Origin of the sequence: Buttiauxella sp. (assembly GCF_035271705.1) — a bacterium.
Taxonomy (GTDB): Bacteria; Pseudomonadota; Gammaproteobacteria; order Enterobacterales; family Enterobacteriaceae; genus Buttiauxella.
Genome location: NZ_DATERI010000123.1, coordinates 13839 through 31030, shown reverse-complemented (window position 1 = coordinate 31030; position 17192 = coordinate 13839). Strand labels below are relative to the sequence as shown.

Here is a 17192-nt window from a genome sequence, read left to right as displayed (position 1 = left end):
GGGATGCATTCTCTTGCCGCTGCGATACAACTCAAATTATTCGGGTATTGCTGTGGTTAGGGTTGCCAGATGCGGGTGCTAATATCGACTTTTTTAGGCACTAAATGGTTGTCGTAAAACAGGTCAGCGGTTTTCTGTTGTTTGGCTGCCGTTTCTGCACTGACTGGGGTAATCACTGTCGGTGGACGGTGGTCGAAATAGGTGGCGATGACGTTTTCAGGCAGCCCCATGGTTTTTGCCAGTAACGTAATACTTGCTTCGCGCTGGCTGCGGGTTAACGCATCAGCATCGCTAAATGTTTTGAGGACATGTTGTAGGAATGGGCCATTTTTTTCAGCGTACGGGCGTGAAGCCAGATAGAAAGAGCCGGTTAGATTCAGCCCGCTGGCATCGGTCAGGACGCGGACACCACCGTTGAGCAAGGCTGCAGAGTAGTACGGGTCCCAAATTGCCCAGGCATCAACATTGCCTTGTTGGAAGGCTGCTCGTGCATCTGCCGGCGTTAAATAAGTCGCCTGAACATCAGTAAATTTCAGCCCTGCTTTTTGTAATGAGCGAAGAACGAGATTGTGAGAACTTGAACCTTTCTGGAAAGCAATTTTATGGCCTTTAAGGTCAGCCACAGTTTTCAGTGGGCTGTTCTCCGGCACCAGAATCACTTCGGCTTTTGGTTTCGCCGGTTCTGAACCGACATAAACCAGATCTGCTCCCGCCGCCTGGGCGAAGATTGGTGGAATATCACCGGTACTGCCCAGATCGATACTGCCAATATTCAGGGCTTCCAGCAATTGCGGACCCGCCGGGAATTCAATCCACTGGAACTTGGTCTGCGGATACTCTTTTTCCAGCAGGCCGTGGCTTTTCGCCAGAACCATACTGACTGAGCCTTTTTGATAACCGATACGCAACTGCTCTGGCCCCGTTTCAGCGGCGTGAATTGTCGCGCTCAGACTCAACGCACCGGTAAGCATTAGCCATGGCGCGGTACGTTTTAGCAGATTAAACATGAGCAACTCCTTGAGTTTTAAACGGGGAGGAGACGATAAAATCCCGACGATGCAATGCCTGCCAGAAGGTCTCCAACGAGCTATCTAAGCGTTGTTGTAAATTATTAGAGAACACGGGTTTGTGCTGGTAGTCGGCAATTTGGCTATCATCAGCAAACACACCGTGAAGAATTTCCTGTGCTTTCAGCGCATTAAGTACTGGCTTCAATGCGTAATCGACCGCCAGCATATGTGCCACAGTTCCGCCGGTTGCCAATGGCAGCACAACTTTTTTATCCAGCGCACGTTCAGGCAACAGGTCGAGCAATGTTTTCAAGGCACCAGAAAAAGAAGCTTTATAAACAGGTGTCGCGATGATCACGCCATCGGCCTGCTGCAGTTGCTCAATTAAGGCAAGCAGTGCTGGGCTATCAAAACGGGCGTACAGTAAATCTTCAGGTGCGAAATTCTGTAGATGCCAGTGACACACCTCGATATCCAGTGCGCTTAATTTTTCGCGAGCATACTCCAGCAGAGCACTGGAACGGGAAGGGAAGCGGGGGCTTCCAGCAAGGGTAATCACACGCATGTCGTATCCTTATAACCAAATGTTTGCATTTAAGTAACTTTGATAACAATTGAGTGTGATAGTCGCGCAGAAGTGTTTTTCCACTAAATGATTTATCTGGTAATCAATTTCCAAAAATCGCATAACACAGCACAGAGGAAGAAAACGTTTGCGCTGATCCAGCCTTTTTTGTCGCAGGTCAATTCCATTCAGCGGCGTTATCGTTAATAATACTGCCCCAGTTTGTATACTGGGAATTCTGGAGTGTTCATGTACTATCCCTTCGTTCGTAAAGCCCTTTTCAAGCTCGATCCCGAGCGCGCTCATGAAGTGACATTTCAGCAATTGCGTCGTGTAACAGGTACACCTCTCGAATGGCTGGTGCGGCAAAATGTGCCATCTAAACCTGTGACCTGCATGGGTCTGACATTTAAGAACCCTCTGGGTCTTGCTGCGGGTTTGGATAAAAACGGTGAGTGTATTGATGCACTAGGTGCCATGGGCTTTGGCTCGATTGAAATTGGTACCGTAACGCCTCGCCCACAGCCAGGAAATGACAAGCCGCGTATCTTCCGCCTTGTAGAAGCAGAAGGCCTGATTAACCGCATGGGGTTCAATAACCACGGCGTAGATAACCTGGTCGAGAACGTCAAAAAATCCCATTTCGATGGGGTGTTGGGCATCAATATTGGCAAGAATAAAGACACTCCAGTTGAGCAAGGTAAAGACGACTATTTGATCTGCATGGATAAAATTTATCCTTATGCGGGTTATATCGCGATCAATATTTCCTCACCAAATACCCCAGGATTGCGCTCGCTGCAATACGGCGAAGCGTTAGATGATCTGTTAGTTGCGATTAAAAATAAGCAGCAAACGCTTCAGGAATTGCACCATAAATATGTGCCAGTGGCTGTGAAGATTGCCCCGGATCTATCCGAGGAAGAATTGATCCAGGTTGCTGACAGTTTAGTCCGCCATAATATTGACGGAGTCATTGCAACCAATACTACATTGGATCGTAGCCTCGTTCAGGGCATGAAATATTGCGATGAAATGGGGGGATTAAGTGGCCGCCCAGTGCAATTGAAGAGTACAGAAATTATTCGTCGTCTGTCGCAAGAATTAAATGGTCGTTTACCGATTATTGGTGTCGGTGGTATTGATTCGGTGATTGCTGCTCGCGAGAAGATGGCGGCGGGTGCCTCACTGGTTCAAATATATTCCGGTTTCATATTTAAAGGCCCACCGCTGATAAAAGAAATCGTCTCAGGAATCTAGTCTCAGCGTTTACCTTTCAGACAACCAGGGCTTTATTTTCAGCCCTGGTTGTTTTATATTCCACCACTGTTGCTAAATTAGACATATTGGTCTTTCATTAATATGCTCATTAACGAAGCGGCGGGAAGGATGTTTTAAATCGTGGGAATAAACGAAAGGGCAACTAGTTATGCGGATAAAACCGGACGATAATTGGCGTTGGTATTTTGATGAAGAGCATGATCGTATGATGCTCGATTTAGCCAATGGTATGCTATTCCGTTCCCGTTTCCCTCGTAAAATGCTCACACCCGATGCCTTTGAAAAGACTGGGTTTTGTGTTGATGACGCAGCGCTTTACTTCTCCTTCGAAGAGAAATGTCGTGACCTGTTATTAAGTAAAGAACAGCGTGCCGAACTGGTGTTAAATGCGTTGGTCGCCATTCGTTATCTGAAGCCGCAAATGCCAAAAAGCTGGCACTTCATCTCTCATGGAGAGTGCTGGCAACCCATACCTGGTGATGCCGCTTGTGTATGGTTGAGTGAGGATATGCAGCAGGTTAATCTGCTGGTGGTTGAAGCCGGTAATAACGCAGCACTTTGTTTGCTGGCCCAACCGGGTTTGCAACTTGCAGGCCGTACCATGCAACTTGGTGATGCTATTAAAGTGATGAATGACAGATTAAGGCCGCAACCGATGGGTAACGACCTCAGTCTTGACCAGGCCGTTTAAACCTCTTCGATCTTTACATCTCCAGCAGGAACGCAACTGCAACAGAGAATAGTGCCATCATTTCCCACGGCGCTTTTTTTCAATGCTTTCACTTCCCCACTGACTAACTTAATTCGACAGCTACCGCAGATCCCCGCTCGGCAAGAATAAGGCACACGAACGCCTTGCTGTTCTAGCTGTTCAAGGAGAATCTGTTGGTTATTGCCACGAAAAACCTGACCCTGCCAGTCAACATCCAAGAGACTTTCTTGTTGCTCAAAAGGTTCAACGACTTCAGCGATTTCCCCTGCGCCATACACTTTCGCGGGTTTGCTGGCTAACACTTCCAGTTCATCACCTACACGAATAACACCGCTATTACGGGCAATCAGATTCTGACCAAAATCGACATCGCCATTATCAAGCGCGGTACGGAAGCGTTGCAACGTCGCCAGAGGTTCACCGCTGGGATGTTTGCGGCCACGCTCTGGGCTGACGGTGGTGAAAATACAACGGCTACAGGGTTTCGCGACATCAAATGTCACACCACCAATGCGCACTACTTGCCAACTATCTTCGGCCCAGGCTTGCGCGCCCGTGACAACAATATTCGGGCGGAATTGTGTCATTTTCACACTCGCCGGACAGCGATTTTGCAAATCGCGCAATGAGGCTTCGTTGGCCAACAAGAACGGGAAACCATCGGCAAACGACAAAGGCACTTCTTCATGACGTTTTACACGACGGGTTAATGTTTCTCCCAGCCAACGTAATTGCACAGGTCGTGAAAAAAAGCCGCTTAGCCATTGGTTAATTTCATCCGGCGCTATCTGCGCGGTGAAATGATTACCCCAGACTTCAGTCGGTTCGGCTTGAGGTTGAAAATCGGCGAAGCGTACGGTGGCAGAGCTGCCGTCTGGTGCACTCAAAAATAAACCATCTTGGGCGATTGCCGGAGTGAATAGCACCATTTGCGGATACTGCCGCGCCGTAATAAAAGTACCGTCAAGCTCTGTCACCATAAAAATACGGTCGAAAGCCAAACCGCTGGTGGTCGCCTGAGCATGCGAGAGGGCAAGACCGCGCATAGATTTCACTGGATGAATATAAAGTTGGGATAGGCTGATCACTGCGCGCTCTCCATGCATTTCCCCGTCATACTTCAACTTGCATGTGCGTTGGCTTTCCTCGTCCACCCCAGTCACTTACTGGAGTAAGCTCTTGGGAACTTACTGCGTCGCCGCCTGCCTGCAACTCGAATTAATTAGGGTAGAAAGAATAATATAAGAGGCCAACTTTATGACATGCGTTGCAGATTGGCTATAATGCGCCACAATTTTCTTTTTACACCTGATTAAGTGACGATATGAATTCTCTGTTTGCCAGTACGGCGCGTGGGCTTGAAGAGCTATTAAAAACTGAACTGGAGGGCCTTGGTGCACAAGCATGCCAGGTGGTTCAGGGCGGCGTACATTACCAGGGGGACTCACGTCTGCTCTATCAAAGCCTGATGTGGAGCCGCCTTGCGTCCCGCATTTTGCTGCCATTAAACGAATGCAAAGTTTATAGCGACCTGGATTTGTACCTTGGAGTACAAACCATCGACTGGCCCGCGCTCTTTGGCCCAGATGCGACCTTCGCGGTGCATTTCAGCGGCCTGAACGAGGTTATCCGTAATAGCCAGTACGGCGCGCTAAAAGTGAAGGATGCCATTGTTGACTCCTTCACGCGTAAAAATCTGCCGCGTCCGAATGTCGAACGCGAGCAACCTGACCTGCGTATTAATGTCTGGCTGAATAAAGATACCGCCAGTATCGCGCTGGATTTAAGTGGCGAAGGCTTGCATCAGCGTGGCTACCGTGACAGCACTGGCGCGGCTCCGATTAAAGAAACCCTGGCATCAGCCATTGTGATGCGCTCAGGCTGGCAGCCGGGCACACCGCTGCTCGATCCCATGTGTGGTTCCGGTACGCTGCTTATTGAAGCCGCGATGATCGCAACTGATCGTGCGCCGGGTTTGCATCGCAAGCATTGGGGTTTCCTCGGCTGGGCAAATCACGATGTGGATCTGTGGAAAGAAATCAACACCGAAGCCCAGGTTCGTGCCCGTAAAGGTCTTGGCGAATACACCTCACGTTTCTTCGGTTCGGATAACGATTCTCGCGTGATTGAACGCGCCCGTGCTAACACCCGTCGTGCAGGTCTGGCCGATATCATCAGTTATGAAGTGAAAGACGTTGCTAAGCTGAACAATCCACTGCCGGAAGGGCCTGTGGGTACGGTTATCAGCAACCCGCCTTACGGCGAGCGTCTTGATAGTGAACCTGCGCTGATTGCACTGCACAGCTTGTTAGGCCGCAATATGAAGAACCATTTCGGCGGCTGGAATCTGTCACTGTTTAGCGCATCTCCTGATCTGCTCAGTTGCCTGCAACTGCGCGCTGAACGCCAGTTTAAAGCAAAGAACGGTCCGCTGGATTGCGTGCAGAAAAACTACCAGCTATCAGAAAACAGCACCGGTGCAGCATCGGGTGAAATTGCTGATGATTACGCGAACCGTCTGCGCAAAAACATCAAAAAACTCGACAAGTGGGCGCGTCAAGAAGGTATCGAATGCTACCGAATTTACGACGCGGATCTGCCGGAATATAACGTTGCCGTTGACCGCTATGGTGAATGGGTTGTCGTGCAGGAATACGCACCACCGAAAACGGTTGATGCGAATAAAGCCCGCCAGCGTTTGTTTGATGTGATTGCAGCAACGCTTTCAGTGTTGGAATTACCGTCCAACCGCCTGATACTGAAAACCCGTGAACGCCAGAAAGGGAAAAGCCAGTACCAGAAAATGGATGAAAAGGGCGACTTCATGGAAGTCAGCGAATATAACGCGCGCCTGTGGGTCAACCTGACGGATTATCTTGATACTGGTTTATTCCTCGACCACCGTATTGCCCGCCACATGCTGGGCAAAATGAGCAAAGGTAAGGATTTCCTCAACCTGTTTGCTTATACCGGTAGTGCGACAGTACATGCCGGTTTGGGCGGTGCTAAAACAACGACTACCGTTGATATGTCCCGTACTTATCTGGAGTGGGCAGAACGTAACTTGCGTCTGAATGGCTTGAGTGGCCGCGCTCACCGCCTGATGCAGGCTGATTGCCTGGGCTGGTTGCGTGAAACCGATGAACAGTTTGATCTGATTTTTATCGATCCACCTACGTTCTCGAACTCAAAACGCATGGAAGAATCTTTTGATGTCCAGCGCGACCATCTGGTGCTGATGAAAGACCTCAAACGCCTGTTGCGGCCTGGTGGCACCGTTATGTTCTCCAACAATAAACGTGGCTTCAAGATGGACTTTGACGGGTTGGCTAATCTGGGCTTAAACGCTCAGGAAATCACTCAGAAAACTCAATCGCAAGACTTTGCCCGTAATCGCCAAATTCATAACTGCTGGCTCGTTACTCACGTAGCCAAGGATTAATTGTCATGTCATTAATTAGTATGCACGGTGCCTGGTTGTCCTTTAGTGACGCACCGTTATTAGATAACACTGAACTCCATATTGAAGAAAACGAACGAGTCTGTTTGGTAGGGCGTAACGGCGCGGGTAAATCCACGCTGATGAAGATCCTCAATCGTGAAGTCCCATTGGATGATGGGCGCATGATTTACGAACAAGATGTGATAGTGGCTCGTCTGCAACAGGATCCTCCGCGTAATGTGGCGGGAACGGTTTACGATTTCGTCGCTGAAGGCGTTGAAGAACAGGCTGAACATCTCAAGGCTTATCACGATATTTCTCATAAAGTGATGACCGATCCGAGTGATAAAAATCTCAACGAGATGGCGCGTATTCAGGACATTCTGGATAACCAGAATCTCTGGCAACTTGAAAGCCGTATCAATGAAGTGTTGCTGCAATTAGGTCTGGATGCGGATACCGAACTGTCAGCACTGTCTGGTGGTTGGTTGCGTAAAGCGGCGCTGGGTCGTGCATTGGTGAGTTCTCCGCGTGTATTGCTGCTTGATGAACCCACCAACCACCTGGATATTGAAGCGATTGACTGGTTGGAAGGCTTCCTGAAAGAGTTCCAGGGCAGCATCGTGTTTATCTCCCACGACCGTTCCTTTATTCGCAATATGGCCACCCGTATTGTCGATCTTGATCGTGGCAAATTGGTTTCTTATCCTGGCGATTACGATCAATATTTGTTGGCGAAAGAAGAAGCGCTGCGCGTTGAAGATCTGCAAAATGCCGAGTTCGATCGCAAACTGGCACAGGAAGAAGTCTGGATTCGTCAGGGGATTAAAGCGCGTCGTACCCGTAACGAAGGCCGTGTTCGTGCGTTAAAAGCTATGCGTAACGAACGTAGTGCACGTCGCGAAGTGCTGGGTAGCGCCAAAATGCAGGTGGAAGAAGCGGCACGCTCAGGGAAAATTGTCTTTGAGATGGAAGATGTTTGCTATTCCATTGCTCAGCGTGCGCTGGTGAAAGACTTTTCTGCCCAGGTTCAACGCAGTGATAAAATTGCGCTGGTTGGGCCGAACGGCTGCGGTAAAACGACGCTGCTGAAACTGATGTTAAGCCAACTAGAAGCTGACAGTGGTCGCGTACATTGCGGCACTAAACTGGAAGTGGCGTACTTTGACCAGCACCGTGCCGAGCTTGATCCGGACCGTACGGTGATGGACAACCTCGCAGAAGGCAAACAAGAAGTGATGGTGAACGGTAAGCCGCGCCATGTTTTGGGTTATTTGCAGGATTTCTTGTTCCATCCAAAACGTGCGATGACGCCAGTTCGCGCATTATCAGGCGGTGAGCGTAACCGTCTGTTGCTGGCCCGCTTGTTCCTGAAACCAAGTAACTTATTGATTCTCGATGAACCGACAAACGATCTGGATGTCGAAACGCTCGAATTGCTGGAAGAGCTGATTGATGGTTATCAGGGCACCGTCATGTTGGTAAGCCACGATCGTCAATTTGTTGATAATACCGTTACCGAATGCTGGATTTTCGAAGGTGAAGGTAAAATTGGCCGCTATGTTGGTGGTTACCATGATGCTAAAGGCCAGCAGGCATCTGCTCAATCTTTGCGCCAGACTGTGGCAGATAAAGCGCAAAACAACACCGCAGCGAAAGCCGATGTTGTTAAACGTGCCAGCAGCAAGCTAAGCTATAATTTGCAACGTGAATTAGAGCAATTACCGCAACGTCTTGAACAGCTTGAGAGTGAGCTGGAAACATTACAAGCGAAAGTCGGTGATGCAGAGTTTTTCAACCAACCGCATGATGTCACACAAAAAACCTTGGGCGACCTGTCTACAGCTGAAAAAGCATTGGAAGATGCTTTTGAGCGCTGGGAATATCTTGAAGCTCTGAAAAACGGCGCATAACGCAAGGAGACACGATATGTGTGCCACGCATCACGAACGTTCACACATATTGTGTTCGCAATGTGACTTACTGGTAGCTCTACCAGTATTGCAGGACGGCCAAAAGGCCAACTGCCCACGTTGTGGCACCACATTGATCACTCAATGGTCCTCTCCGCGCCAGCGGCCCACGGCTTATGCGCTGACAGCCCTCTTTATGCTGGTGCTATCCAACCTATTCCCTTTTATTAGTATGAAGGTGGGCGGGATAAACAGTGAAGTCAGCTTACTTGAAATTCCAGGTGTCTTATTTAATGAGAATTACGCAAGCCTCGGGATGTTCTTTATGGCTTTCGTACAAGCAGTACCCGCATTCTGCTTAGTCACTATTTTGCTGTTAGTTAACCGGGTGGCAATGCCCAATTCGCTGAAAAGGTGGCTGGCACGTGTACTATTCCAGTTGAAGTCCTGGGGTATGGCAGAAATTTTTCTGGCCGGTGTACTGGTGAGCTTTGTCAAACTGATAGCTTACGGTGATATTGGGGTTGGCAGCAGCTTTGTTCCGTGGTGTCTGTTTTGTGTGTTGCAGCTACGGGCATTCCAATGTGTGGATAGACGTTGGCTTTGGGATGATATTGCCCCTTTCCCCGTAATTTCTTCACCGCTCAAAGTGGGTGTAGCAGGTATTCGGCAAGGGCTGCGTTCTTGTTCTTGTTGCACTGCAATTGTTCCAGAAGATATGTCAACCTGCCCACGTTGCGAAACAAAGGGTTATGTACGTCGCCGCAATAGTTTGCAATGGACACTCGCACTGTTATTGACCTCTATTATCCTGTATTTCCCTGCTAACCTCCTGCCTATCATGATAACCGAGGTGTTGGGGAGCAAATACCCATCAACGATTATTGCAGGTGTGACCCTTTTGTGGAGTGAAGGTTCATATCCTGTCGCGTTGGTTATTTTTATCGCCAGTATCGTCGTGCCGACGTTGAAAATGATTGCGATAGCCTGGTTGTGTTGGGATGCAAACGGCCACGGGGAACGTGACAGTGAAAGGATGCATTTAGTCTATGAAGTGGTTGAATTTGTGGGACGATGGTCAATGATTGATGTATTTGTAATTGCAGTATTATCTGCTCTGGTACGCATGGGAGGATTGATGAATATCTACCCAGCTCTTGGGGCAGTCATGTTTGCAATAGTGGTTATTTTGACAATGTTTGCGGCGATGACCTTTGACCCTCGTTTGTCCTGGGATCGCGCACCTGATTCAACTCATGAGGAGTCGGCTGAGTATGGAAAATAGTAGCGGGGAAGCAAAAGTAGAAAAAGTGAAGAACTGGTCCCCGGTGTGGATTTTCCCCATCGTTACCTTGCTTATCGGCGCCTGGATCTTGTTTTACCACTACAGTCATCAGGGGCCATTAGTTACGCTCATAACGACCAATGCAGAAGGTATTGAAGGTGGGAAAACCACCATCAAGAGCCGTAGTGTGGATGTCGGCTTTGTAGAAAGCGCTGTGCTTTCTGATGATCTTCTTCACGTGAAAATTACTGCCCGTATGCAATCAGGTATGGAAAAACTGCTGTATCAAGATTCGGTGTTTTGGGTCGTGAAACCGCAGATAGGGCGGGAGGGTGTTTCTGGCTTGAGTACTCTGCTTTCAGGTGCCTATATTGAGCTACAACCCGGAACGAAGGGTGCGCCGCCCCCGCAATACAAATTGCTGGACTCCCCCCCGCTAGCACCACCTGATGCCGAAGGTATTCGTATCACACTTGATAGCAACAAAGCCGGGCAGCTTTCACCAGGCGACCCGGTATTGTTCCGTGGTTATCAGGTCGGGTCGGTGGAAACCAGCCATTTTGATCCGGTAAAACGCAGTATGAATTATCGATTATTTATTGGCGCGCCAAACGACCGTCTGGTGACCACTAACGCGCGTTTCTGGAAAGACAGCGGTATTGCAGTGGATTTGTCTTCGCAGGGGATGCGTGTGGAAATGGGGTCACTGACCACGCTATTTAGCGGTGGGGTGAGTTTCGACGTGCCAGATACCCTGGATATAGGAAAACCGGCAAAACCCGGTAGCGAATACAGACTCTTTGACGATCAAAAAAGTATTCAGGATTCGCTCTATACCGATCACATTGATTACCTTTTGTTCTTCAAAGATTCAGTTCGTGGCCTGCAACCTGGTGCCCCGGTTGAGTTTCGCGGCATTCGTCTGGGGACCGTGGCGAAGGTTCCATTCTTTACAGAAGGTATGCGCGAAAAACTGAGTGGTGATTTCCGCATCCCGATCCTCATTCGTATCGAACCAGAACGTTTGGAGAATCTTATTGGTGATGATGTTCGTGTTAAGGAAAAAATGCTGTCACTGCTCAAACGTGGATTAAGAGCATCAATGAAAACCGGCAGTCTGGTGACCGGTGCACTGTATATTGAGCTCGATTTCTTCCCGAAAGAGCCTGTTGTAACGGGCATGGATGAGTTTGCTGGCTATACAATCATCCCAACCATGAGCGGTGGCCTTGCCCAAATCCAACAACGTTTGCTAGAAACACTGGATAAGATTAACAACTTGCCGCTCAATCCGATGATCGAACAAGCGACTAACGCGTTGAGTGAAAGCCAGCAGACGATGAAACGCTTGCAGCAGACGCTGGATAATCTGAATAAGATTACAGCGAATAAATCAATGCAGGAGCTACCAGCAGATATGCAGACAACGTTGCGTGAGCTCAATCGCAGTATGCAGGGCTTCCAGCCGGGCTCAGCGGCATACAATAAGATGGTTGCCGATATGCAGCGACTTGATCAAGTTCTGCGTGAATTGCAACCTGTCCTACGGACGTTGAACGATAAGAGCAATTCGCTGATCTTTGAAGCGAAGGATAAAAAAGATCCCCAGCCGAAGAGGGCACAACAATGAAAAAATGGCTTCTGATAGTTGCTGCTTTAGTTTTAACGGCATGTAGCAGCGATGATGGAAAAACGTATTACCAACTGCCTCAAAGCTCAACACCGACTATGCAGGCGGTGGGCCAACCTGGCACCCATTTATTATGGGTAGATCAAGTTAGCGTTCCTGATTACCTCGCCGGAAACGGCGTGGTTTATCAGACCAGCGATGTGCAATACGTTATTGCTTCCAGTAATTTGTGGGCGAGTCCTTTGGATCAGCAACTACGCAATACTCTGGTGAGCAATTTGAGCAGCGCATTACCGGGGTGGGTGGTGGCATCACAGCCGCTCGGTAGTGTTCAGGATACGCTGAGCGTTAACGTGACTGGCTTCCACGGACGTTATGACGGGAAAGTGATTGTCAGTGGTGAATGGCTTCTCAATCACCAGGGTCAGATGATTAAGCGTCCGTTCCATGTTGAGTTGAAGCAACAAGTCGATGGCTATGATGCGATGGTAAAAACCTTAGCTCAGGCCTGGCAGCAAGAGGCGCAAAGCATAGCCAGCCAGCTAACACGCTTTAATTAATCCTCTCAGTAGCACAAAAAAGCTGCGTCATTCGCAATCAAAGCGGAGCGCAGCTTTTCTTTTGGCATTAATTTGTTATCCCTCCTGCTTCACGTTTTTTTTTGCAAATCATATCCTACGTAGCTCACATTTATGACATTGGCGTGAATTTTGCGCATTGACGATAACGGTTTTTACAGGTATTCGTTATATGTGGTTGCACGTTTTGTAGCCACTGTTTTCTTTCCACCAGATTAAAGAAATGAGGGAAACGAGGCATGAAGAGACAAAAACGAGATCGCCTGGAACGGGCTCATCAGCGTGGTTATCAAGCAGGTATCGTCGGACGCTCCAAAGAGATGTGTCCTTATCAGACACTGAATCAGAGGTCGTACTGGATGGGAGGCTGGCGAGAAGCCATGGAAGACAGGGCGGTTACCGCGTAATCACTGTCTCTTTAGAAAAGAAACCTCCGCATTGCGGAGGTTTCGCGTTTATACCCTTCATACTTCAAGCGGCTTCTTTGTTGGCTACGTTCGCCCGCCCAAATCACTTACTTATGTAAGCTCATCGGGACTTGCTCTCTTGCCGCCTCGATGCCACTCGAATTATTTTGGGTATAGAAACGGATTTAGAAAGCAGTTGTGTCTTTGAACAGACCCACTTTCAGATCGGTAGCGGTGTAAATCACACGGCCATCAACCAACACTTCACCATCAGCCAGGCCCATGATCAGGCGGCGATTGATGACGCGTTTGAAATGAATACGATAGGTAACTTTTTTCGCGGTTGGCAGAATCTGACCCGCGAGTTTAACTTCACCCACGCCCAGAGCACGACCTTTACCTTCGCCACCGAGCCAGCCGAGGTAGAAACCTACCAGCTGCCACATCGCATCCAAACCCAGACAGCCAGGCATTACCGGGTCGCCGATAAAGTGGCAGCCAAAGAACCACAGATCAGGATTAATATCTAATTCTGCTTCAACGTAACCTTTATCGAAATTACCGCCTTCTTCGGTCATCTTGACCACTCGGTCCATCATCAGCATGGATGGCGCAGGTAAACGTGGGCCTTCAGCGCCAAACAGTTCACCACGACCAGAGGCAAGAAGATCTTCTTTTGTATAGGATTCGCGTTTATCTACCATGTTTACAGTAAGCCTTTTTATAATGAAGCACGCATGTTAGCTAACACGTGTACGCTCAACAAGTCCGATCAGTTTTGGTTGAACCAGTTGAGCCAACGCAGTGGCCATGGATAGCGGTGCCGAATATCTTGCGCAGATGCCTGAGCTATTCGCTCTTGTACCGTACGCATGAGCGTATTTTGCCCTTCACCATCCCAGGGCACATTTGTTAATAATGGTAGCGCATCAGTGACATCGTCGATGGCCCAAATCGTGAATTGCCCTTGTTCCACCGCATCCAGAACATCCTGGTGCAGGCACAGGTGGCGTACGTTTGACACTGGGATTATCACGCCTTGCTTGCCGGTGAACTCACGCTCCTGGCAGATGCGGAAGAAACCTTCAATCTTCTCATTCAGGCCGCCAACCGGTTGCACGCGCCCGAACTGGTCGACAGAACCGGTCACCGCGATGTGCTGATAAATCGGCACGTTCGCCAGCGCACTGATTAACGCGCACAGTTCAGCCATTGATGCGCTGTCGCCATCAACTTCGCTGTAGGACTGTTCAAAAGTCAGTGAAGCTGAGAAGGGGATTTGCTGCTCGAGCTGCAATTCAGACATCAAAAATGCCTGCATGATCATCATGCCTTTCGCATGAATATTGCCGCCCAATTCAGCTTTGCGCTCCACGTCAATAAATTCACCATCACCGACGTGTACAACGCAACTGATTCGGGAAGGTTCGCCGAATGCGCGTGGATGGCCTGGGAACTCAATCACCGACAACGCGTTGATTTGACCCACCATCTCACCATCGGTTTCAATCAGGATTTGCTCAAGCAGAATTTCGTCCTGCATGCGCTCAGCCAGATAACCTTCACGCCATTCGCGCTGCGCCAACATTTGTGTCAGCTCCGCAGCGCCGAAGGTTTCATCTTCAGTGAAAGAGGCCACTTCACGTAGTTGACGGCCAATCCAGGATGGGCACAGCGGTAACGTTTCTTGATCACCCGTGTAACGCACCGCTTCACGGATAAAGGCGGTCCAGGCATCCGTTGCAGGCGCAGGTAGTGCTTTAGATTTCGCGACGGCGTAAATCCACTGGCACCACAATGCCATATCATCGGCGGAGGCAATTTGCAGATTTTCTTCAAACTCGCTGTAAATAGCAGAGGTTGCCAGTTCTGGTTCCATGTCCTGGAAATCAGCCAGCGATTCACGTTCACCCACCAGAACCATTTTCAGGTTCAGGGGTAATGACGGGATGCTCACAGGCAATGGACGCGTTTCGTCAGGGGAAATCCAGTCAAAGCGACCCTGAATCACCATTTGTTTCAGACGCAGCCATAACAGCGGTTGTGCCAACACGCTACGTAATGACAGCACCAGAATGCCACCATTTGCCTGGTGAACTAGACCCGGAGTCAGGGTGATTTCCCCGGCAAACTGACGAACGCAACCAAACAGTTGCTCGGCTTCAATCCAGTCAGCCACGACGACTTCCGACTGACCGGCAAAATTGTCCTCAGCTGACTCGGCTGGGCGTAACGTGACGCGCGCGCCTTCTATCAGATAATGTCCACCGGTTAATGTGTTATCCGGGGACCAGCATTCACGTGCGGCGTTCGCAATAAGATTAAGGTATTCGGCTTCTTCAGCGGCTTTTACCAGCATCAGATCGGCCGAGGCTACCGATTGGCTGAGCTGCACCAGTCCATAAGTCAGACGGGGCTGCACAGCAGCGAAAGGGGCAGTTTCGGAATCATAAGGCTGTGCGAAAATTTCCTGATAGCTTTCGGTATCAGGTACAAGAGCACGCCATTCAAGTCGATTAGTCGTCAAAGTCGCTATTTATTAATTAGATGTCAAAGGCGCGATTATACAAGAATAGGAAGAGCAGCACACGGTTTATGCGGAGCGGCAAGTTTACTTAGCTCACAGCTTTCATTTTTCAGGTAAGCGAAAATAAAAAAAACTGTTATTCTGAAATGAGTTACACGGTCACACTGAGATCGCAATGAAATATCAACAGTTGGAAAATCTCGAGAGCGGCTGGAAATGGAAGTATCTGGTTAAAAAACACCGCGAAGGTGAGCTTATCACGCGTCATATCGAGGCGAGTGCGGCGAAGGAAGCCGTTGATGAACTGCTACGCCTTGAAAATGCGCCTGTACATGTGTTGAGCTGGATAGAGAAACATATGAATCCAGAACTCCACAACCGCATGAAGCAAACCATCCGCGCGCGTCGTAAACGGCACTTTAATGCCGAGCATCAGCATACGCGTAAAAAGTCCATCGACCTTGAGTATCTGGTCTGGCAGCGTTTAGCGGGGCTTGCTCATCGACGAGGGTCTACACTCTCAGAAACTATTGTGCAGCTGATTGAAGATGCCGAGCGTAAAGAACAATACGCCAATCAGATGTCTTCTCTGAAACAAGATCTCCAGGCTTTGCTTGGTAAAGAGTAGAGCGCAGTTGAGTTGACGCTGTGCTTTATTTTGCTGTGATGCTCCGGAACATTAAAAAATAAAAAACCCCGCCTATAAGCGGGGTTTTTTTATAACGGTAACTTATGCCGCAGGCTGAGTTACAACGTCTTTGATACCTTTAACTTCGATCTCTACACGACGATCTGGAGCCAGGCAATCAATCAGTTTAGATTTAGGAGCTACGTTATCACAGGTGCTGCCAGTAACTGGGTTAGATTCACCCATACCGCGTGGGGAGATCTTGTTAGCTGGGATACCTTTAGCGATCAGGTAATCAACAACAGACTGTGCACGTTTGTCAGACAGTTTCTGGTTGTATTCATCAGAACCGATACGGTCAGTGAAGCCCAGAACGACAACAGAACCATCTTTCGGGTCGAGGTTGCTCAACTGAGTATACAGTTGATCCAGTGCCTGCTGACCTTCTGGTTTCAGAGTCGCTTTGTTGAAGTTGAACAGAACATCAGACTTCAGAGTGAAGTGCTTGGTTTCAACTTCTGGAGCTGGAGCTGGAGCTGGAGCTACAACTGGAGCATCATCGTATTGACCGAAACGGTAAGAAACACCCAGGCTCAACAGGCCGTTGTCTGGACGAGAACCAACGGTATTTGCGTCACCGATGTTGCTAATCCACTGGTAATCCAGGCGAGTAGCGATATCACGGGTGATTGCCCACTCAACACCAATTGCTGCCAGCGGAGAAACGCCAGTGTCGTGATCGCTTACGCGAACGGTGTTGTTGTTGTAGTTACCATTAGCGTCTGCACGCCATGCAAAGCCACCTAAACGAGTGTACAGATCCACATCGTCATAGATTGGGTAGCTCAGTTTAGCAGCCAGTTGAATACCTTGAGCTTTGAAAGAACCGTTATCTACGTCGCCTTTAAACGGCATACGACCTAACCAGTCGTAACCCATTTCGAAGCCAACATATTGGTTAACCTGGTAACCGCCGAACGCACCAGCACCGACTTGGCTGCTGTGAGTAGGACCGTCGTTATCCTGGAAGCCAGCGTTTCCGTAGGTGCCCACATCGTGGAACTGGGACCAACCCAACTTACCACCTGCATACCAAGTGTTATCTTTCGGTGCGGCCTGCGCTACGGTAGCGAAGCCAGCCAGTGCCACTGCAATCGCGATAGCTGTCTTTTTCATTTTTTGCGCCTCATTATCATCCAAAAAGGCCATGAGCT

At 49.1% G+C, this 17192-nt stretch carries 15 protein-coding genes; 9 read left to right on the top strand and 6 right to left on the bottom strand.

Going from position 1 to position 17192, the window contains the following annotated elements; translation table 11 throughout:
- Positions 1-56 precede the first annotated feature (56 nt).
- Positions 57-1007 carry a sulfonate ABC transporter substrate-binding protein gene (locus VJY99_RS11350; RefSeq protein ID WP_324118486.1) on the bottom strand — a complete coding sequence of 317 codons (951 nt, stop codon included), beginning with the start codon at positions 1005-1007 and terminating at the stop codon, positions 57-59.
- Entirely contained in the window at positions 1000-1575 is a 576-nt protein-coding gene (gene ssuE, locus VJY99_RS11345; protein WP_324118484.1) for an NADPH-dependent FMN reductase, read from the bottom strand. Before ssuE ends, VJY99_RS11350 begins: the two co-directional genes overlap by 8 nt.
- A 249-nt stretch (positions 1576-1824) precedes the next feature.
- Here ssuE and pyrD point away from each other — a divergent pair, with 249 nt between their 5' ends.
- Together pyrD and zapC are read left to right on the top strand one after the other, a co-directional pair.
- The gene (gene pyrD, locus VJY99_RS11340; protein WP_324118482.1) at positions 1825-2835 is read left to right on the top strand and encodes a quinone-dependent dihydroorotate dehydrogenase; all 1011 of its coding nucleotides are present in this window, start codon (positions 1825-1827) and stop codon (positions 2833-2835) included.
- A 169-nt stretch (positions 2836-3004) separates the two neighbouring features.
- The gene (zapC, locus tag VJY99_RS11335; protein ID WP_324118480.1) at positions 3005-3547 is read left to right on the top strand and encodes a cell division protein ZapC; all 543 of its coding nucleotides are present in this window, start codon (positions 3005-3007) and stop codon (positions 3545-3547) included.
- Here zapC and VJY99_RS11330 read toward each other — a convergent pair.
- Positions 3544-4656, bottom strand: a complete 1113-nt coding sequence (locus VJY99_RS11330) for a YcbX family protein (protein WP_324118478.1) — start codon at positions 4654-4656, stop codon at positions 3544-3546. The genes zapC and VJY99_RS11330 overlap by 4 nt on opposite strands.
- A 236-nt stretch (positions 4657-4892) precedes the next feature.
- Between VJY99_RS11330 and rlmKL the strand changes: the two genes are divergently transcribed.
- The 6 genes from rlmKL to rmf all read left to right on the top strand — a co-directional run bounded on the left by rlmKL (position 4893) and on the right by rmf (position 12823).
- Entirely contained in the window at positions 4893-7010 is a 2118-nt protein-coding gene (rlmKL, locus tag VJY99_RS11325) for a bifunctional 23S rRNA (guanine(2069)-N(7))-methyltransferase RlmK/23S rRNA (guanine(2445)-N(2))-methyltransferase RlmL (RefSeq protein WP_324118476.1), read from the top strand.
- Positions 7011-7015: 5 nt separating this feature from the next.
- Positions 7016-8923 carry an ABC transporter ATP-binding protein gene (locus tag VJY99_RS11320; RefSeq protein ID WP_324118474.1) on the top strand — a complete coding sequence of 636 codons (1908 nt, stop codon included), beginning with the start codon at positions 7016-7018 and terminating at the stop codon, positions 8921-8923.
- A 16-nt stretch (positions 8924-8939) separates the two neighbouring features.
- On the top strand, positions 8940-10208 hold the full coding sequence (gene pqiA / locus VJY99_RS11315) for a membrane integrity-associated transporter subunit PqiA (RefSeq protein ID WP_324118472.1): 1269 nt from the start codon (positions 8940-8942) through the stop codon (positions 10206-10208).
- Positions 10198-11838 (top strand): intermembrane transport protein PqiB, encoded by a 1641-nt coding sequence (pqiB, locus tag VJY99_RS11310; protein ID WP_324118470.1) that lies wholly within the window; start codon positions 10198-10200, stop codon positions 11836-11838. Before pqiA ends, pqiB begins: the two co-directional genes overlap by 11 nt.
- Positions 11835-12398: a membrane integrity-associated transporter subunit PqiC gene (pqiC, locus tag VJY99_RS11305; RefSeq protein ID WP_324118468.1), complete on the top strand. Its 564-nt coding sequence runs from the start codon at positions 11835-11837 to the stop codon at positions 12396-12398. The genes pqiB and pqiC overlap by 4 nt, the downstream gene beginning before the upstream one ends.
- Positions 12399-12655: 257 nt before the next feature.
- Positions 12656-12823 (top strand): ribosome modulation factor, encoded by a 168-nt coding sequence (gene rmf, locus VJY99_RS11300; protein WP_034456319.1) that lies wholly within the window; start codon positions 12656-12658, stop codon positions 12821-12823.
- A gap of 185 nt (positions 12824-13008) precedes the next feature.
- On the opposite strand, the gene fabA is transcribed toward rmf, so the two are convergent.
- Complete coding sequence (gene fabA, locus VJY99_RS11295; RefSeq protein WP_324118465.1) at positions 13009-13527, bottom strand: bifunctional 3-hydroxydecanoyl-ACP dehydratase/trans-2-decenoyl-ACP isomerase; 519 nt, start codon at positions 13525-13527, stop codon at positions 13009-13011.
- Between the two features lie 68 nt (positions 13528-13595).
- The gene (locus tag VJY99_RS11290; protein ID WP_324118463.1) at positions 13596-15350 is read right to left on the bottom strand and encodes a Lon protease family protein; all 1755 of its coding nucleotides are present in this window, start codon (positions 15348-15350) and stop codon (positions 13596-13598) included.
- A 175-nt stretch (positions 15351-15525) separates the two neighbouring features.
- Between VJY99_RS11290 and matP the strand changes: the two genes are divergently transcribed.
- Positions 15526-15978, top strand: a complete 453-nt coding sequence (gene matP / locus VJY99_RS11285; RefSeq protein WP_324118461.1) for a macrodomain Ter protein MatP — start codon at positions 15526-15528, stop codon at positions 15976-15978.
- Between the two features lie 102 nt (positions 15979-16080).
- Here the strand turns inward: matP and ompA are convergent, their stop codons facing one another.
- Positions 16081-17154: a porin OmpA gene (gene ompA, locus VJY99_RS11280; protein WP_324118459.1), complete on the bottom strand. Its 1074-nt coding sequence runs from the start codon at positions 17152-17154 to the stop codon at positions 16081-16083.
- Positions 17155-17192: the final 38 nt, after the last annotated feature.